The sequence below is a fragment of the Thermus sp. genome (genome assembly GCF_037444525.1).
Taxonomy (GTDB): Bacteria; Deinococcota; Deinococci; order Deinococcales; family Thermaceae; genus Thermus.
Window position 1 is genome coordinate 1 of the sequence record NZ_JBBIMD010000048.1, and the last position, 17057, is coordinate 17057.

Below are 17057 nucleotides of genomic sequence, written 5' to 3' on the forward strand. Positions count from 1 at the left end.
CTCATTTCAAACCCTTAAAGGTACGGTGGACACCCCTAAACATAACGTCTAGGACACAAGCCTCTCATGAAGTCCTAATCTTCGTTTTCAAGATCCACTGCAGCCCAAGGAAGAAGGGGCTGCTTTGGATGGGATTATAGACCGGGCGGGGGGGTGTGCGTCAACCCCCCGGGGTTTTGGAGGGATTGGGGGTTCGCGCAGATTTTGACTTAGTCAAATAAACTGGCTGGGCTCGTTCTTGGAAGTTCCGAGCACTTCCACCCTAAAGCTGCCTTCCCGAAGGATATAAAACCGCACCGAGTCACTTTCCTCCAGGGCCCGCCGGAGCTCGGCCTTCAGCTGTGCAAACTGGGCAGGGCTTAGTTCTCCTTCCAGGACGGAGTTTTGAACCCAGGTGAGGTACTTCCGGCCGATCTTTAGGGCTTTGGCCACCCGGTCCACGGCCACATCGTAGACCATCACCACGTACATGCCTCACCTCAAGCGATAGGGCTGGTAGGCTTCTTCACCTATGAGGTGCTTTTCCAGCTTGTAGAGCTCCAGGCGCAAGGTGGTGCGATAGGAGACAGAACGCTTCAGGCGGGGATGGCGGTAGGTGGCCTGCAAGGTGTTTTCCCACTCCTGGACCACCAGGCGCCTGCCGGCTTCTGAGAGGAAGACCCCTTCCCCTTCCCGCAGGAAGTGGCCCCTCTTCACCTGCCCCCTGCGGACCAGGCGGAAGATGAGGCGGTCGGCCAGGACCGGTTTGAACACCTCGGCCACATCCAGGTTCAGGCTGTGGCGCCGGTGGTTGGTCTCGTGCAGGTAGCCGATGCGGGGGTCCAGGTGGGTTTGGTAGATCTGGGCTAGGATGGCGGTGTAAAGGAGGCTGTTGGCGAAGCTCAGGAGGGCGTTGATGGGGTCTTTTGGGGGTCTGCGGGTCCTTTCCTCCAGGCCCCACCCCTCCCCCAGAAGCTCTTCCCATGCGCTGTAGTACGCCTCCCGTGCCCGACCTTCCGCGGCCATGAGGGTGGGGATGGCCTCGGCGCCTTCCGCCTCCACCAGGGCGGATTCTATGGTTTCCAGGGCCTGGAGGCCCGCGGGGCTTTCCACCTCTTCCTTGTACAGAAGCCGCCTTAGGTTTCCCAGGGCTCCTAGGACGAAGGTTCTGGCCAAGGCCAGCCGCTTCTTAGGGTCCAGGTAGTGCTCCGCCTGGCGTAGGGTGAGGAAGCCGCTTAGGAGGTGTTCCCGCGGGTAGAAGGAGCCCACATAATAGCCGTAGCGGTTAAAGAAATGGAGGAGGACCCCGTTTTGGGCGCAGAACTCCAGGAAACGCTTGTTGAGGTCCACCTCGCCGAAGAGGTAGAGCTCGGAAACCTGCTCCACCGGCAGGTGGCGCTTGCGTTCTTCCGTCTCCAGGACGATGGTGTTTTCCCGGCGGGCAAGCCGCCCCGAGGCGAAGATGTAGACCGGCTTAGGCATCCCCTTCCACCTCCCCTGCGAAGCAGAACTCAAAGTAGGCGCAGGGCCCACAGGCCGGGATGCGCTGGGGTTTGGGGGGCAGGGGCTCCTCTAAGAGCCTCGCCAAGGCCGCCTCCGTGGCGAGGACGCGGGCCCTTAGCTCTTCCGTGAGCTCTACCCGTTCCACCCGTCTTTCCTCCGGGTAGCGGAGCTCGCCCCAGGCGCGGAGGCCCATCTGTTCCAGGCGGAGGAGGTAGTAGCCGAGCTGCAGCAGGTGGGCCTCCTTGGCCCCCGAGCCCCGCTTGACCTCGGCCACCACCAGGCCCTCCTCCTCACGGGCCACGATGTCCAAGCGTATTCCGGGAAGGCTCACCTCCTTCCGGGCCTCGCGGTAGCTCGTTTCTTGGATTAGGCGCCCGAGGGCCAGGAGCTCGTGGTCGGGGTAAGGCTCCAGAGCGTGGCCCATGAGCCAAGCCTGCCGGGGGCAGACCCCGTAGTACCAGAAGAGGGTCCCGGTTAGAGGAACTGTTCCAGCTCCCACTTGAACCCCACCTCCCCATCGTAGTAGTCCTCCAGCCCTTCCCGGGGCACGTGCCGGTAGTCCTCCCGCCCGAGGAGGGGCGGGGGCAGGTTCTTGACCGCCCGCTGCAGGAGGGGGCTTACGGTGTAGGCGGAAAGGCGAGGGCGAAGGAGGCGGAGGCCCTTCCGCCGCTCCTTGGGGTCCTTCAGGGCCAGGGCCTCCTCCAAGGCCTCGAGGAGGCGGGTGGCCTCCTCGTCCTGCTCCACGAAGATGGGTAGGCTGGGGGCCTCCTCCAGGAGGTTGAAGTCCAGCCCGTCGTAGTCCAGGCGGGCGAGGCGCTTCAAGGCCTCCTGACCCCTCTCCTGGGAAAGCCCCTCCTCCACCTCCCGGTAGTAGGCCGAGAGGCGGCGGTAGGCCTCGAGGTCGGGGATCCCCCTTTCCAGATCCTCCCCTAGAATCCTCCGGGTGCGGTCCACCAGCACCTCCCCGTAGATCCGCTTCCAGGAGGCCCCCTCCAGGTCCAGGACCCAAAGGGTGGCCTCCTCCTGCCGCCCGTTCCGGTTCACCCGCCCCGCCGCCTGCAGCAGGCTTTCCAGGGGCCCCAGGGCCCGGTAACCCTCCTGGAAGTCCAGGTCCACCCCCGCCTCCACCACCTGGGTGGCCACCAGGAGGACGGGCTCCCCCCGGGCCAAGCCCCCCCGGATGGCCTCGAGGCGCTTGGCCCGGTCCTTGGGGGTGAGGTGGCTGGTGAGGTGGTAGAGGTGGGGCACCCCCCGCTCCTGCAGGAGGCGGTAAAGGGCCACCGCCTCCCGCACGGTGTTCAGGACCACCAACCGGGCCTTGGGGTCCCGTTCCGCCCCTTCCGCCAGGGCGTCCGCCAGCCCCTCCAGGGTGCGCCAGGGGCCCAGGCGGAAAGCGGTGCGCTGGGGGTAGCCGGGGAGGGGCGGGGCGATCTCCTCCCCCCGGACCAGGCCGGGCTGGGTGGCGGTCATGCTCACCACCGTGTTCGCCCCCGGGAGCTCCGCGAGGAGGGCCCGGAGGAGGGGCCAAAAGCGCACGGGCAGGGTCTGGACCTCGTCCAGGAGGATCACGCTTCCCCCAGCCAGGCGGTGGAGGGGCCTGAGGCCTCCCGCGGAGGGCCCCACCAGGGCCCGGAAGAAGGCGGGGAAGGTGGTGAGGACCATCTCCGCATCCCAGGTTTCCTGCAGGAGAAGGGCCTCCTCCAGGGGTTCCTCCTCCCGAAGCCGGGCCAGGGCCAGGTGGTGGTGGACCAGGAGGAGGCTAGGGTCCAGGCCCAGGGCCTTAAGGCCCCGCCGGATCTCCCCCTCCACCTGGTCGGCGATGGCCAGGTAGGGGAGGACGTAGAGGATCCGGGGGGAGACCCCCCGCTCCCGTTCCGCCCGCTCCCGTAGGCCCAAGGCGAAGCGGAGGGCGGCCAGGGTCTTCCCCGCCCCTGTGGGGGCAGAGAGGGTGAGGCGGGCGGGGAAGAGGTCCTCCAGGGGGCGGCCCAGGGCCTCCTCCACCCCCCGGTAGAGGGCCTCCCGGAAGGGGGCTAGGGGGGAGGGGGGCTTCCCCCAGCGCAGGGCCTCCGCCAGGGCAGGGGAGAGGGGCCTCCGTTCCCCCGGGCCCCACCCCCCCGCCAGGGTGCGGTCCGCGTCCGCCAGGGCGGAGAGGAGGAGGGCGGTACGGTAGTGGAGGTCCAGGCCCTCCCGCCTTTCCAAGAGCCCGTCCGCCTCATCGGCAAGCCGCTTGGCCTCCTTCCAGGCCTCCTGGAAAAACGGCCCAGGATCGGGGAGGCCCAGGTCCTCCACCAGGGCCCGGAAGGCCGGGGTGTCCAAGGCCTTGAGGAGCTCCCCAAGGACCCGCCAAGCCCCCTTTCCCCTTTTGGGATGGTGGGGCACCGCTTCCCAGGGGGTCCTGAGCCCCCCGTGGTGGCCCAGCACCGCGAGGAAAAGGGGGAGGGGCTTACGGCCCCGTTTCCGGGCCACCCAGGCCCCATAGAGGGCCCCGGGAAGGGCGTGGACCGTGAGGGGGTCGCCCCTCCTCCTTTTTCCCCGGAGGAGCTCCTGGAAGTAGGGGGTGGCCTTCCCCAGGTCGTGGACCAGCCCCGCAAGGAGGCCTTCCTCACCTAGGCCCAGGGGTTCCAGGAAGCGCTGGGCCCCTTCCCCCACCCCCCGGAGGTGGTCCAGGAGGGGCTCCTCGGGGTCCACGCGGGCTAGAAAAGGCCCCATGGCTCCAGCCTAGCCCTTCCCCTTCCCCTGGCCGGTGCAAAGATCACCGGCTTGGGCCTAACCCTCGGGTATAGTGAAACCAAAATATGGCGCACCTGCTGGCTCTAGCCCTTGGACCGGTCCAAGACTTCATCGCCACCGCTAGGCGCACCCGGGACCTCTTCGCCGGAAGCCGCCTCCTCTCCGAGGCCGCGGGGGCCGCCGCCCGGAGGCTTGTGGATAGGCTGGGGGAGGAAAACCTTATCTTCCCTGCCCCGCAAGGGGACCTGAACCGCCTGGCCCAAAGCGGCATCCCCAATGTCCTCCTTGCGGTGGTGCGGGAGGGGGACCCGGGGGCCTTGGCAGAGGAGGCCCTGGAGGCGGCTCGGGGCTGGCTTAAGGCCAAGGCGGAGGAGCTCCTCGGCCCCCACCGGGCCCACCTGGACTGGGAGGCGGTTCTGGCCCAGGTGGAGGACCTCCTGGAAGGCTACTGGGCCTTTCTGCCCTTGGGGGACTACCCCAGGACCCGTCGCCGCCTCATGGCCCTTCTTGCTGCCCGCAAGAACACCCGGGACTTCGCCCCTTGGCGGGGCAAGCCCAGGCCCAAGAGCAGCCTGGATGGGGGTAGGGAAGGGGTCCTGAAGGAGGGCTTCCCCGCGGCGCGCCTGGGGGTGCGGCCGGGGGAGGTCCTCTCGGGCCCCGACCTCCTGAAGCGCCTCTGGCCCGCCCAGGGCTTCCTCAGCACCCTGCACCTGGCGGCCCTCCCCTGGGCCTTGGGCCTAGGGGAGAAGGGGGCGGAGCTGGAGGCGTTCCTACAGGACCTCCATGGCCTTCCGGGGGAGTTCCAAACGGCCCGCCACCCGGCCCTAAAGGATACCCCCCTGCAGGGGCGGGACGTGCGCCTTCTCTTCCCGGAAAGGCTCCACGAGGTCTTCCAGGGGGAGGCCCTGGGGGAGGCCCTCCGGCTAGGGGGGGAGATGGCCCGGGCCCTGGGCCGCCCCCACCCCTACTACGCCCTCCTCCACGCGGACGGGGACCGGATGGGGGAGGCCCTGGACGGCCTAGAAAGCCCCGAGGCCCACCGGGCCTTCTCCCGGGCCCTGGCCCTGGGCTTCGCCGCCCAGGTGCGGGCGGTGGTGGAGGAGGAGGGTAGGGGGGGCTTGGTCTACGCCGGGGGGGACGATGTCCTGGCCCTTCTGCCCCTACACACCGCCCTCCGGGTGGTGGCCCGGCTCCGGGACCTCTTCCAGGAGGCCCTCGAGGGGGTGGAGGGCCTTGGGGTGAGGCCCACCCTTTCCGTGGGCTTGGCGGTGGTCCACGCCCTGGATCCCCTCCAGGACGCCCTGGACCTGGTCCGGAGGGCGGAGAGGATGGCCAAGGAGAAGGTGGGGCGGGACGCCCTTTACGTGGTGTATAGCCCCCGCGCGGGGTCCGAACTCGAGGCCTACGGCCGCTTTGACCAGGATCCCCGCCTCACCCGGAGGCTTTTGCGGCTGGTGGAGCTCTACCGGCTGGACGCCCTCCCCAGCAAGGTGGGGTACGAGCTCTGGCGGCTCCTCCAGGAAGGGAAGGGCCTGCCCGAAGAGGCCCTCCTGGCGGAGGCCCGGCGCATCCTCCTTAGGAAGGACATCCCCAGGGCCTACCGGCAGGAGCTCCTGGCCCGCTTGGAGCCCCCAGGGGACCTCGAGACCTTGGCGAACGAGCTCCTGGTGGCCCGGGCCTTCCTTCCCGGCTACGCCCTGGCCCGGGTGCCCCTGGAGGACTGGGAGGTGTACCGTGCTCATTGAACCCCGCGACCCCCTCATCGCCCGGGACGGGCGCCCCTTCAGCGCCCATCCCGGGGCCCAGGCGAAAAGCCTCCCCTTCCCCCTGCCCCAGACCCTGGCCGGGGCCTACCGGCGGCGGCGGGCCGAGGCCTTGGGCCTCTCCTTTCCCGAGGCGGCGGAGGCGGTGAAGGCCTGGCCCATCCGGGGCCCCCTTCTGGCGGAGGAGGACGGGGGGCGCTTCCGCCTCCTCGGCCCTAGGCCCCTGGACGCGGTCCGGTTGGGCGAGCGCCTCCTCCGCCTTCTCCCCTGGGAGGCGGAGGGGGGGACCAACCTGCCCCAGGGCCTCCTTCCCCTGGCGCCGGAGGACCTCGAGGCCCGGGGCAAGCCGGGGCCCCTGCTCCCCTTCTGGTACTGGGAGGCCCTGGAGGCTTGGCTTTTGGGCCAGGCCCCCCAGCCCCTCCTGGAGCACCCCGGCCCGGCGCGGGAGGTGCGTTTCCACGTGGGCCTGGACCCTACCCACGGGGTGGCCCGGGAGGGCTTCCTCTTCCGCACGGAGGGGCTGGAGTTCGCCCATAAGGACTGTAAGGAGGAGGGCCGGCCCCGGACCCTGGCCCTGGTCCTTTGGGTTGAGGAGGAGGTGGAGGGGGTCTTCCCCCTTGGGGGGGAGCGGCGCCTGGCCTTCTGGCGCAAGGGGGGGCCTGGGGTGCCCAAGCCCCCAGAGGGGCTCCTTGAGGCCCTCCTCCGGCACCGGGCAGCCCGGGCCCTCCTCCTCACCCCGGCCCTCTTCGCCGAGGGGTGGCGGCCTAGGGGAGGGGAGATCCGGGGGGCCCGGGTGGTGGCCGCGGCGGTGGGCCGGCCCCTTTGGGTTTCGGGCTGGGACCTGCAGGCAGGCCGGCCCAAGCCGACCCGCCGGGCGGTTCCCGCGGGGAGCGTCTACTTCCTGCGCCTGCCAAAGGAATGGGGGGAGGCCGAGATTCGGGGTTGGCTGGAGGCGGTCTGGTTCCAGAACGCCTCCGACGAGGAGCAGGACCGTCGGGACGGGTTCGGCCTCCTGGCGATAGGGGTCTGGGATGGCGGTGTCCTGTCTTGGAGGTGAAAGGTGAAGGCGTGGCAGGCGGCGTGGGTGCCCAAGAAGAAGGCGGGGGAAGGGGCGGTTCTGGAGCGCACCTACCGCCTCCTCACCCCCCTTTTCGGCGGCGGGGTGGAGCCCAAGCGGGCGGACCCCATCACCGCGGTGCGGCCCACCGCGGTGCGGGGGGCCTTGCGCTTCTGGTGGCGGGTCCTGAGGGGCTGGCGGGCCGGGGGCAGCCTGGAGGAGCTTCGGCGCCTGGAGGAGGGGATCTTCGGCTCCACGGAGCGCCCCTCCCCCCTCCAGGTGGAGCTGGAGCCCCTGGATGGGGGAAGGGAGGAGGCGGTCTTTGTGGACGTGCCCGGGAAGAGATCCCCCAAGCCCCGGCCCGAGGTCGCCCACCCCTACCTGGCCTACCCCCTGCAGCGCACCCAGGAGGACCCTAAGAACTACCCCGTGCGGGTGGGGGTGCGCTTCCGGCTCAGGCTCCGCTTCCCCGAGGCCCTGCGGGAGGAGGTGGAGGCGGCCCTTTGGGGCCTCGAGACCTTCGGGGGGCTTGGGGGCAGGGCCCGGCGGGGCTTCGGGGCCCTGGGGCGGGAAGACGCCCCTCCGCTGGACGAAGGGGCCATTCGGGCAGGCTTAAGGCGCTATAGCCGCCAAGAGGGGTGGCCGGAAGGGGTGCCCCACCTTACCCCGGAAAGCCTCCTCCGGGTGGTGGACCGCCCCTGGCAGGAAGTGGCCGAGGCCTACCGGGCTTTCCGCCAGGCCCGGCCCGGAGGGGACTCGAGGCACCCAGGGCGAAGCCTCTGGCCTGAGCCGGACGCCATCCGCCGCCTCACCGGCCGGCACGCCCCAAACCACCCTCCCCGGCACCCCGTGGACAAGTTCCCGCGGGGCCAGTTCGGCCTGCCCATCGTCTTCCACTTCAAGGACAAGGGGGAGCCTGGGGACAGTTTTCTGAAAGGCCTTGAGGCCGAGCGCCTGGCAAGCCCCCTCCTCCTCCGCCCCCTGGGGGAGAGGCGCACCCTGGTGGCGGTCCTGGAGGCCCCCCGAATGCCCCCAGGGGGCGTGGGGCTGGAGGCAGGGCGGGTCTACCCGGTGAAGGTGTTCCTAACCCCTGGTGAGGCCCAGCAGATCGGGGTTCTCCGGGGGAAGACCGATCCCATACGAGCCTTTGTGGAGAGCCTATAGGAGGTGGACCGGTGGACAAGAAGGCCCTTCTTTTCCTGCACGCCCTTTCCCCCCTCCATCCAGGGGTGGGGCAGGGCGTGGGTGCCGTGGACCTGCCCGTGGCCCGGGAGAAGGCCACGGGGATCCCCTACCTGCCTGGGAGCAGCCTCAAGGGGGTCCTCCGGGACGAGGCCCGGGCCTGGCCCAAGGAGGAGGTGGCCGCGGTGTTCGGCCCCGAGACGGAGGCCGCCCACGAGCACGCCGCGGCCCTGCAGGTGGGGGACGCCAAGCTCCTCCTCCTCCCCGTGCGTAGCCTCTATGGCCTCTTCGCCTACGCCACCAGCCCCTACCTCCTTACCCGCTTCCGGCGGGAGGCGGAGCTGGTGGGGAGGCCCGCCCCCCAGGTGACCGAGCCTGGGGAAAAGGCCCTCCTGGCCCCTAAGAGCCGCTTGAACGGGGAGGGGGTCCTCTACCTGGAGGACCTGGACCTGCCCGTGGAGGAACTCGAGGCGGTCCAGGCCTGGGAAAACTACCTCGCCCCCTTGGACCTCCCCATCCAGGGCCGCCTGGCCGTCCTCCCCGACAACGTCATGGCCTTCCTTCTGGAGACCGCCACGGAGGTGGTGGCCCGCATCCGCCTGGAGGACGACAAAAAGACCGTGGCCCAGGGGGCTCTTTGGTACGAGGAGAACCTGCCCGCCGAGACCCTCCTCTACGCCCTCCTCCGGGCGGAAAGGGCGAGGAACGGGCAGGACCTCTCCGCGGAAGGCATCCTGGCCAAGGTCAAGGGCCTCCTGGAAAGGCCCCTTCAGCTTGGGGGCAAGGCCACGGTAGGCCGGGGGCTTTGCCGGACGGTGCTCTGGGGGGTGTAGGCCGTGCGCACGAGGCAGCAGGAGTGGGCCCAGGATGCCTACCGCCGGGTGGCCCGAAGGGCCCGGGAACCAGGGGCGGACCGCTACAAGGACATGGCCCTGCGGTTCCCCGTGCTGGTGCGCCAGGCGGGGCTGGCCCAGGCCCTGGCCTTCGTCCAGTCCCGGGGGGAGGAGGCCCACCGGGCCCTGGCCGAGGACCTGGCCCAGACCCTGGGGTACGGGGGCCTTGGGATCCTTTTGGAGGCAGCCCAGGAAGCGGAGCTCCTCCGCTACCTCCGCCTCACCCGGGAGGTCCTCTTGGTGGCGGAGTGGTACAAGCGCTTCGCCCAGGCCCTGGTGGAGGAGGCCCATGGGTAGCCGGCGGAAGGCCCTGGAAGGCCTCAACCCCCAAAGGCCCCACCCCGGCCTCTGGCTGGACAAGTACCTGGAGAGCCTGGACCGGGAGGACACGGGGGCTAAGCGGGCGTTGGTGGGGAAGGTGGCCGGGATAGGGGAGCCCGAGGGCTACGGGGCCTTCTTCGCCCGCTGGCGGGAGGCCCTCCAGGCCGTGGGGGCGGAGGTGCGGGAGGCAGAGACCCTGGGGCGGCTGGCCGTGGGCCTCGGGGGGGAGGGGGTGCTGGAGACCGCCCTTGCGCTCCACCGCACCTACGGGGTGCCCTACATCCCAGGCTCGGCCCTCAAGGGCCTGGCCAGCCGCTACGCCCACCTCCACCTGGAGGGGGAGGCCTGGCGGCGGGAGCTGGCCCGTTTCCAGCGGGGGGAGGCCCAGGCGGGGCTCTTTGGCACCCAGGAGGAACGGGGAGCGGTGGTCTTCTTCGACGCCCTACCCCTTCCGGGGACCTGGAGGCTTTGGCCCGACATCCTCAACCCCCACCACCCCGCTTACTACCGGGGAGAGGAGGCCCCTCCGGCGGACTGGGACAGCCCCATCCCCGTCCCCTTCCTCTCTGTCACGGGTACCTTCCTCCTGGCCCTAAGGCCCGCGGAGGAGGGGGCTGGGCCTTGGGTGGAGGCCGCCTGGCAGATCCTGGAGTGGGCCCTCTCGGAGGAGGGCGTGGGGGCCAAGACCGCCTCGGGCTATGGCCGGATGCGGCTTTTGGAGCCCCCTAAGCCCCCGGGGAACCCGGTGCTGGAGGGGCTTCTCCAGCGGGTGCGCTCCGGGGGGGTGAAGTACCGCGACTTCAGGGCTTTCCTGAAGGGCCTTCCCCTGGACAAGCTCCGCCCGGAGGACTGGGCGGAGCTCCGGCAGGCCCTGGAGGAGAAGGGCTTTTTGAGGAACAAGCAGGACCTAAGGGCGATGGCCAAGGAGGAGGGGGTGCGGCGGGCCCTCGAGGCCCTGGGGGTGCTCTGATGCGCCACGTGGCCATTCTAGGCAACGACCCCATTCCCGCCCTCCTGGGCCTCCGGCTGGCCCAGGCCCGGGGGCGGGTGGGGGAGGTTATCCTCTACGCCCAGGAGCCCTGGAAAGGGTACGAGGCCAGGCGGGAAGCCTTTCTGAAGAGGCTAAGGGACGAGGGCCTCCCCGTGGACCTTCGGCCGCTCCCCGACCCCAGGCGTTTTCCGGAGTGGCGGGGGGAGGTGCGCCGCCTTGGGGAGGAGGGGGCCCTTTTCAACCTCACTGGGGGCCCGAAGCACCTGGCGGCCCTCTTCCTGGAGGCCTTGAAGGGGACGAGGGCCCAGGTCTTTCTGGTGGAGGCCCACCGCCCCCTGGAGGCTCCGAAGGCCCTCTTCCTGCAGGGTAGGGCCCTGCCCCTCCCCGAGGCTTCCCTAGAGGACTACCTGGAGGTCCACCTGGGCCCCGCGGGCCTCGGGGGGCACGGGCGGGCCATCCCCCCCCGTTTCCCCAAGGGGGCCCAAGGGGTTGACCTGGGAGGGGGGCGGTGGTTTGTGGTCTACCGGGGCCGGCCTTACCTCTACGCGCCCTCCTTGGGGAGGGGAAACCCCCGCCGGGAGGACATGGCCCGCCTAGCCGGAGAAGCCCGGCGGCTCGGAGGAGAGTTGGCCCTGGCGGTGGTCCCCTACCCCCGGGAGGCCCTCCTTAAGGCCCACCCCAAGGAACGGGACCGGAGGCTGGCCACCTGGCGTCACTGGGCCCAGGAGATGGGGGTTTTCCTGGTGGAGCCGGAAGGTCCCCTCGCCCCTTCCACTGCGGCCGTTACCGCAAACCCCGCTCTTCCCGAGCCGGAGGAAGGCCCGGTCCTCCTCGCCGCGGCCTCCGGTGAGTCTGCGCCCCTCTATGGGGCGGTCCTTGCCTACCGTCCCCAGACCCTCTACCTCTTCTACGCTCCAGAGATGGAAGAGCGGGTTGCCTGGGCCCAGGAGGCTTTCCGGGATAAGGGTCTTAGGGTGCATGGGGTGCCCCTAGAAGGCCCCTGGGACCACCAGGGGGCTCATGGGAAGGCCCAGCGGGTGGTGGAGATGGTCCGCCGCCGGGGCCTTACCCTCCATGTCCACCTCAACGGGGGCACCCGCGCCTTGGCCCTGGGCCTTTACCGGGCCCTGGGGGGCCTCGAGGGGGTACACTACCTGGAGGAGGACCGTATCTTGGAGCTCCCCCAGGGGGAGCGGGATGTGCCCTGGGGGAAGGGCCGGGTGGAGGAGCTTTTGGCCTTAAGGGGCTACCGCTTGAAAAAGGCCCCTGAGCTCGGAGCGCCCCGGCCTGATGGGGAGGTGGAGAGCCTAGCCAAGGTCCTCGTCCGACAGTGGGAGCAGGTGGAGCCTGCCTGGGATAGGGAAGGGAGGGTCCTCCACTTTTTCGGCCTTTGGAACAGGCGCTTTCGGGGTCGTCTTGGCCCCCGGGCGTGGGCTGCCCAGAAAGGTCTTCCTTTGGAGTACCTGGCCTACGTGGCGTTGGAGCGCGCCCTCGCCCCTCTCGGAGGAGGGGCCATCCTGGGGGGGCGTTTAGTCCCCTTGGGGGACTCTGGCTGGGGGGACGACCAGGTGACCCAGGTGGACGGGCTGGCCTACTACAAGGGCCAGCTCTGGCCGGTGGAGTGTAAGCAGGACAGGGGGGCCCTTGCAGACCGGGCGGACACCATGAAGGAGCTGGCCAAGCGGCTGGGGGGAAGCCGGGGCCGGGCCCTCCTGGTGGTGGCTCGTTGGCGGGGCGAGGTTCCCCCGGCGGACCCGGCCTTGATCTACTTGGCCCTAGAGCCCAAGTCCCTGCCGGAGGGAGTCCTGCCCTTCCCTGAGGGCCTAGGGGAGGTCTTTCGCTAGGCCCCCTTGCGGCGGAGAATCCCCATAGGGCTTGGAGGAAAGGCGTGCCGGCTCCCCTTTCTGGGGCCCCCCTGGAGTAAAGGCTTCGGCGGGGTGCCTACCCCACCGCCACCAGGCCCACCCAGCCCCCCGGGGTCTGGAGGAGGGGCCCCCGGTAGGCCTTGAGGGGCAAGGGGCGCCCCTCGGCCTCCAGGGCAAGCTCCGCCACCTCCAGGGGCCTCCGGTCAGGGCCCAGGCGGAGGGGGAAGCGGTCCCGGTAGAGCCTAAGCCCATGGGCTCGTTCCCAATCGGGCTCTAGCCCCTCTGCCCGGAGGAGGCCCACCGCCTCGATGCCCTCCCCCCCTTCCCGCACCTCCCCTTCCCCCAGCTCCACCCCCTCGGCCCAGGCGTGGAGGCCCGCCAGGCCTAGGCTCAAGGGGTAGGCGGGGCTGGCCAGGGCCTCCTGCAGGCGGGCCAAAAGCCCCCCCTCTCCCGCCGCGTAGACCTCGTAGGCCAGGGGCTCCTCCCCCACGGGCAGGAGGAACTCCAGGGGGATCTGGGTGCGGCCATCCCGGTAGAGGCCCCGAAGCTCCTTCGGGCTTGGGGCGTCGGCCTTCAGGAAGAGGTGGTTGACGGCCTGGAGCAGGGTCCTCTGGGGCCCCAAGGGGCGGACGGAGAGGAGGAGCCCCTTAAGCCTTTCCCCGTACTCCGGCCCCATCCCCAAGGCGGCCCCTAGGATCCCGAGGAGGGTGGCGGGCGGGGGAGCGGGGTAGGTGAGGGAGGAGGAGTTGGTGTAGAAGCGCCTGAAATGGGCCCGCTTTCCCTTTAGGAGGAAGCGCAGGTACGTCATCCTAGGGGAAGGCGCTCCACGGGAAGGCCGTCTAGGTCCAGCCCTTCCACCTCCAGGTCGGGGTGGACCCAAAGGCGCACCCCCGCCAGGTCCTCCCGGTGGCGGAGGAGGGCCTGGGCGAGGCGGTCCGCCTCCAAGACGTAGTCCCGCACGCTCCGGATGGCCTCCGGCCCCCCGGCCTTGGGCCGCACCCTAAGCCCGTCCCGGGGGTCCCCCAGGGCCTGGAAGCCCTCCTTCCAAAGGGCCATGAGGTAGAGCCTTGGGGTCTGGCCCACCTTGCTCCGGGTGGTGGCCCCGTGGAGGAGGCCCTGGACTAGGCCCTCCTCCAGGAGGCGGAGGTCTTCGGGCTTGAGGCGGGTCTTCTCCGCCCGCTTGGCGGAAACCCGCCCCCAGAAGCCGATGAGGGCGTAGTGGACCCGGTGGTCCTTGCCGATGGTTCCGTGCTCCCCCTTGCCCCCCTCGGTGCGGCCGGCGAAGTGGCTGGTGATGGAGGCGGTGTAGACCTCCACCGGGTGGAGGCTATAGCCCCAGTCAAACTGCACCGGTCCCACGAACTGGCCCGTGCCTCCCTTGGCCTCCCCCTTCTCCGCCTTGATGGGGAGGACCGCCCCGAAAAGGCGCACGTCGGGAAGGGCCTCCAGGAAGCGCTCCATAAGGTCCGGCCTAAGCTCCCCCTTCTTCCCCCCCCACCCCTCCAGGAGCTCCTTGAGGCGGGTGTCCGCGTCCACGTGGGTCCCGTCCTCCCGGGTGCGGACCCACACGTCCAGGCCCTTCTCCAGGAGGTAGTCCCGCACGTAGCGCTTGAGGCGCACGTCGCTCACCAGAAGCCGCCGGCCCACGTAGTCCATCCGGGGCCGGTTGTCCCCGTCGGGGTCGCCGTTGGGGTTGGTGTCCTTGGCCTCGTAGAGGAAAAGGATTTCCGCATTGGGAATCCGCTCCATCCGTTTCACCCCCTTGCCGCTTCTTCCGTCCTCCCCTTCCGGAGGCGTTCGCTCCGGGCCTGAGCGTAGCCCATGAGGAGGTAGTAGGGAATCTCCCGCTCCGAGGGGGCCTGGTCCTTGCCCCGCTCCATGAGGTCCGTGGCCTGGCCCAGGAGATCCAAGACCCGGGTGAGCTCGCCCCCCTCCAGGTAGTGGGCCGCCCGGTCCATGAGCTCGGCGGCCAGGTGCCGCACCCGCACCAGGCTCATGCCCAGGAAGCCCACGGACTCCAAAAGGGGCTCCTTGCGGTACTCGTAGAGCCGGGCCTGGGCCTGTCCCACGGCCTCCATGGCCACGCCCAGGAGGTAAAGTCCGGCCTCCACCGCTCCAAACCCGTACGCCTCAAACCGTTCCGCAAACTCCATACCCACCCCCTTGCTGCGGAGGGTCTCCGAATGGGCTGGCTCCCCCCTAAGGAGGTCCAACCGCCTCAGGACGCCAAGCCAGCGGGCGCTTAGGCGGACGAGCTCCAGGGCCTTTTCCTCCGGGCTCCCCACGAGCCGGCCCCAGGCGTAGAGGGCCGTGTCCTCCTGCAGGAGGCCCTGGGCGGTTTGGAGGAAGAGGGGGAGGACTTCCCCAGGGAGGAGGGGGTAGCCCCGGAAGAGGGCCCCCACGAAGGGGAGGACCCGCTCCCAGGCGTAGCTACCCCCCTCCCGGCGCACGGGAAGGAGGAGGAGCCAGTCCCCAAGCCCCTCCACCCCTTCCTCCCCCATGGCATCGAGAAGCGCCCCCACTCGCCCGGGGGGCACCTCGGGGAAGAGGGCCCGGGCCTTGGTGGCGGCCTGGCTCCGCTGGAAGAGGAGGAGGGTGAAGCCCAAAAGGGCCACCTCCTCCCCCCGGGCGGCCGCCCGCTCCAAAAACTCCCCCCAGCGCTCCACCCGCTCCAGGCCCCCCACCTCGGCGAGGACCCTTTCCGTGAGGGCCTCAAGGCGCTCCGGGGCCAGCTCGGCCTCGGGCAGGACCAGGGCCCGACCCCCCAGGAAAGGGATCTCCAGGCGGTCCAGGGCCCAGCGCTCCCCCAGGAGGAGCTTCCCGTAGCAGGCCCGGCAGAGGGCGAAGGCCTGCCGGAAGCCCTCCGCCTTAAGGCCCGGGGCAAAGCTCTTCTTGTCCGTGATGTAGAACTTGAGGCGGAGCCGGGTGAAGTCCTCCGTAACCTCCTCCTCCTTCCCGCAGCCGTGGCAGAGGCCCCGTCCTCCGAGGAAGACCTCGTCCAGGAGCTTCCGCTCAAGGTAAGCCCGGTAGGCCTGCTGGTCCACCAGGGGCTGGCCCCGCAGGGCGAGGGTGTAGAGGGCCCGCCCCTCGAGGCCAAGCGCCTTTTGGAGAAGGCCCGCCAGGGCCTCCGCCAGGTCTTTGCCCTTGGGCTTGCCTTCCCCGTCCTTGGGCCTATAGGCGATCCTGCCCCCCTCCAGGGCGAAGGGCCCGTTCTCCCCCGCCTCCGCCCCGAGAACCCAGAAGCCCCGGAGGTCCAGGAGGTAGCGCCAGGCCCCCCGCCCCTCCACGTCCCAAAGGAGGCCCTCTAGGAGGGGCTTTAGGCCTGGGTCCTGGGCCAGGGCGGTGGGCACGGACCCCAGGAGGTAGTGGAGCCCGGAGGCCGTGGCCCGGTCCCGGGGGGCCCCGCTGGCTGCAGGCTCCCCCACCCAGAGGTAGCGCCGGCACACCTCGGGCTTGAGCTCCACCGGCCGGAACTCCAGCCGTTTCGCCTCGGGGTGGAGGTCCACCACGTACAGGATGCCCTCCCCCTCCACCACCAGCCCCTCCAGAAATCCCTCCTGGGAGCGGGCTTCGCCTAGGCGCAGAAGGGCGCGGATCACGACACCTCCTTCACGAACCCGAACCCCTGGCTATTCTTGGCCCCTAGCCCGGTGAGGAGGGCCAGCCGAAGGAGATGGGGGGCGCCCCTCAGGCGGTAAAGCCCCATCCATCCCTCTACCCAGGTCCCCTTGTACCGCTCCAGCTTCTTGTGCTCCGGCCGGAAGCCTAAGGGCTGGACCTCGAGGCGCCCCTCCTCGAGGCCCAGGGCCCGGGCCTTTCGGTTCAGGTTCTCCGCCAGGACCTCGCCGAACTCCCGGTTCAGGGGGTTGAGGTAGACTGTCCGCCCCCCTACGGTGCGGTAGGCGGTGATGGGAGCTTGGGCGGACACGGTGAGGGTTTCCCTTTCGGGGGGGAGGAGTAGGCTTTCCAGGCCCACCAGGCGGAAAGGGTGGCCGTAGAGCTCCAAGCCCCCTTTGGCCCAGAGGGCGTTTACCAGGGCCTGGGCCACTCCCTCCAAGGCGGTGGCGAAGAGGAGGCTCACTTCCCCGCGAGCGGCGAAGGCCTTCTCCTGCGCCAAGTAGCTAAGGCCCTGGAGACGGCTGAAGACAAAGAGCTTCATGGGCTTACCCTCCACGGGGAGGCCCTTGTCGTGGAGCCATTGGCTCAAGTCCTGGGGGAGGAGGCAATAAATGGCGGCCTGGAGGCCTTCCCGGTAGGCTAGGGGGAGGCGGGCTTGAGAGTGGAGGGTGATGCACAGGCGGAGCGGCGCCATCCTGGTCCCTAGTATGCCCCAGACCTTTGGGGGGGACGTGAGAGGTTTGCACAGGGGAGGATGGCGTACGGAGATCTTTCCTAGGGGGAGGCCTCTTATGGGCCCTTTGAAGAGTTTCTTTCAAACCCTTAAAGGTGCGGTGGACACCGTGTGGCGCGCCCGCGCCCCCGGGGGTGAGCCCGGGGGGTGGTGGGGTTTCAAACCCTTAAAGGTACGGTGGACACGGGTGAGGGCCTAGCCCCGGTCCTGGAGGGCCTCCACGTTTCAAACCCTTAAAGGTACGGTGGACACCACACCACCTCCCCCGTGTCAAGCCCCTGTAGTTGGCGTTTCATACCCTTAAAGGTACGGTGGACACAAGTCAAAGAGGGCCACGAGCTACCTCCCCTGGTTCCCGGGTCGTGTCAAGATTTATGTGTAAGCGTCTGTGTACGGGGGGCATACCTTTCCCGAAGCATCCC

At 69.8% G+C, this 17057-nt stretch carries 15 protein-coding genes; 7 read left to right on the forward strand and 8 right to left on the reverse strand.

Features of this window, described 5'->3' with window-relative positions; genetic code table 11:
• Nucleotides 1-213: 213 nt before the first annotated feature.
• From cas2 to WKI94_RS08480, 4 genes are read right to left on the reverse strand one after another with little or no spacing between them, the layout of a single operon-like run.
• On the reverse strand, nt 214-471 hold the full coding sequence (gene cas2 / locus WKI94_RS08465; protein ID WP_337845325.1) for a CRISPR-associated endonuclease Cas2: 258 nt from the start codon (nt 469-471) through the stop codon (nt 214-216).
• Nucleotides 472-474: 3 nt separating this feature from the next.
• Nucleotides 475-1461: a type I-B CRISPR-associated endonuclease Cas1b gene (gene cas1b, locus WKI94_RS08470; protein WP_337845326.1), complete on the reverse strand. Its 987-nt coding sequence runs from the start codon at nt 1459-1461 to the stop codon at nt 475-477.
• Nucleotides 1454-1981: a CRISPR-associated protein Cas4 gene (gene cas4 / locus WKI94_RS08475; RefSeq protein WP_337845327.1), complete on the reverse strand. Its 528-nt coding sequence runs from the start codon at nt 1979-1981 to the stop codon at nt 1454-1456. The genes cas1b and cas4 overlap by 8 nt, the downstream gene beginning before the upstream one ends.
• Complete coding sequence (locus WKI94_RS08480) at nt 1957-4191, reverse strand: CRISPR-associated endonuclease Cas3'' (RefSeq protein WP_337845328.1); 2235 nt, start codon at nt 4189-4191, stop codon at nt 1957-1959. The genes cas4 and WKI94_RS08480 overlap by 25 nt, the downstream gene beginning before the upstream one ends.
• 86 nt (nt 4192-4277) lie before the next feature.
• Between WKI94_RS08480 and cas10 the strand changes: the two genes are divergently transcribed.
• From cas10 to WKI94_RS08515, 7 genes are read left to right on the forward strand one after another with little or no spacing between them, the layout of a single operon-like run.
• A complete protein-coding gene (gene cas10 / locus WKI94_RS08485) occupies nt 4278-5957 on the forward strand; it encodes a type III-B CRISPR-associated protein Cas10/Cmr2 (protein ID WP_337845329.1) in 1680 nt (559 codons plus the stop codon).
• The gene (locus tag WKI94_RS08490) at nt 5947-7032 is read left to right on the forward strand and encodes a type III-B CRISPR module-associated protein Cmr3 (protein WP_337845330.1); all 1086 of its coding nucleotides are present in this window, start codon (nt 5947-5949) and stop codon (nt 7030-7032) included. Before cas10 ends, WKI94_RS08490 begins: the two co-directional genes overlap by 11 nt.
• Before the next feature lie 3 nt (nt 7033-7035).
• The gene (gene cmr1 / locus WKI94_RS08495; RefSeq protein ID WP_337845331.1) at nt 7036-8196 is read left to right on the forward strand and encodes a type III-B CRISPR module RAMP protein Cmr1; all 1161 of its coding nucleotides are present in this window, start codon (nt 7036-7038) and stop codon (nt 8194-8196) included.
• An 11-nt stretch (nt 8197-8207) separates the two neighbouring features.
• Entirely contained in the window at nt 8208-9047 is an 840-nt protein-coding gene (cmr4, locus tag WKI94_RS08500; protein WP_337845332.1) for a type III-B CRISPR module RAMP protein Cmr4, read from the forward strand.
• Between the two features lie 3 nt (nt 9048-9050).
• Nucleotides 9051-9404 (forward strand): type III-B CRISPR module-associated protein Cmr5, encoded by a 354-nt coding sequence (locus WKI94_RS08505; protein ID WP_337845333.1) that lies wholly within the window; start codon nt 9051-9053, stop codon nt 9402-9404.
• The gene (gene cmr6, locus WKI94_RS08510; RefSeq protein ID WP_337845334.1) at nt 9397-10398 is read left to right on the forward strand and encodes a type III-B CRISPR module RAMP protein Cmr6; all 1002 of its coding nucleotides are present in this window, start codon (nt 9397-9399) and stop codon (nt 10396-10398) included. Before WKI94_RS08505 ends, cmr6 begins: the two co-directional genes overlap by 8 nt.
• Complete coding sequence (locus WKI94_RS08515) at nt 10398-12263, forward strand: hypothetical protein (RefSeq protein WP_337845335.1); 1866 nt, start codon at nt 10398-10400, stop codon at nt 12261-12263. Before cmr6 ends, WKI94_RS08515 begins: the two co-directional genes overlap by 1 nt.
• Nucleotides 12264-12360: 97 nt before the next feature.
• Here the strand turns inward: WKI94_RS08515 and cas5 are convergent, their stop codons facing one another.
• From cas5 to cas6, 4 genes are read right to left on the reverse strand one after another with little or no spacing between them, the layout of a single operon-like run.
• The gene (gene cas5 / locus WKI94_RS08520) at nt 12361-13092 is read right to left on the reverse strand and encodes a CRISPR-associated protein Cas5 (protein WP_337845336.1); all 732 of its coding nucleotides are present in this window, start codon (nt 13090-13092) and stop codon (nt 12361-12363) included.
• Nucleotides 13089-14033 carry a type I-B CRISPR-associated protein Cas7/Csh2 gene (gene cas7b, locus WKI94_RS08525; RefSeq protein ID WP_337845337.1) on the reverse strand — a complete coding sequence of 315 codons (945 nt, stop codon included), beginning with the start codon at nt 14031-14033 and terminating at the stop codon, nt 13089-13091. The genes cas5 and cas7b overlap by 4 nt, the downstream gene beginning before the upstream one ends.
• Before the next feature lie 5 nt (nt 14034-14038).
• On the reverse strand, nt 14039-15883 hold the full coding sequence (locus tag WKI94_RS08530; protein ID WP_337845338.1) for a TM1802 family CRISPR-associated protein: 1845 nt from the start codon (nt 15881-15883) through the stop codon (nt 14039-14041).
• Nucleotides 15880-16596 (reverse strand): CRISPR-associated endoribonuclease Cas6, encoded by a 717-nt coding sequence (gene cas6 / locus WKI94_RS08535; protein WP_337845339.1) that lies wholly within the window; start codon nt 16594-16596, stop codon nt 15880-15882. The genes WKI94_RS08530 and cas6 overlap by 4 nt, the downstream gene beginning before the upstream one ends.
• Nucleotides 16597-17057: the final 461 nt, after the last annotated feature.

What these genes read in the sequence shown, in the direction of transcription:
- cas2 (WP_337845325.1), bottom strand. Translation starts at nt 471, where the DNA reads ATGTACGTGGTGATGGTCTACGATGTGGCCGTGGACCGGGTGGCCAAA.
- cas1b (WP_337845326.1), bottom strand. Translation starts at nt 1,461, where the DNA reads ATGCCTAAGCCGGTCTACATCTTCGCCTCGGGGCGGCTTGCCCGCCGG.
- WKI94_RS08480 (WP_337845328.1), bottom strand. Translation starts at nt 4,191, where the DNA reads ATGGGGCCTTTTCTAGCCCGCGTGGACCCCGAGGAGCCCCTCCTGGAC.
- cas10 (WP_337845329.1), top strand. Translation starts at nt 4,278, where the DNA reads ATGGCGCACCTGCTGGCTCTAGCCCTTGGACCGGTCCAAGACTTCATC.
- cmr6 (WP_337845334.1), top strand. Translation starts at nt 9,397, where the DNA reads ATGGGTAGCCGGCGGAAGGCCCTGGAAGGCCTCAACCCCCAAAGGCCC.
- WKI94_RS08515 (WP_337845335.1), top strand. Translation starts at nt 10,398, where the DNA reads ATGCGCCACGTGGCCATTCTAGGCAACGACCCCATTCCCGCCCTCCTG.
- cas5 (WP_337845336.1), bottom strand. Translation starts at nt 13,092, where the DNA reads ATGACGTACCTGCGCTTCCTCCTAAAGGGAAAGCGGGCCCATTTCAGG.
- cas7b (WP_337845337.1), bottom strand. Translation starts at nt 14,033, where the DNA reads ATGGAGCGGATTCCCAATGCGGAAATCCTTTTCCTCTACGAGGCCAAG.
- cas6 (WP_337845339.1), bottom strand. Translation starts at nt 16,596, where the DNA reads ATGGCGCCGCTCCGCCTGTGCATCACCCTCCACTCTCAAGCCCGCCTC.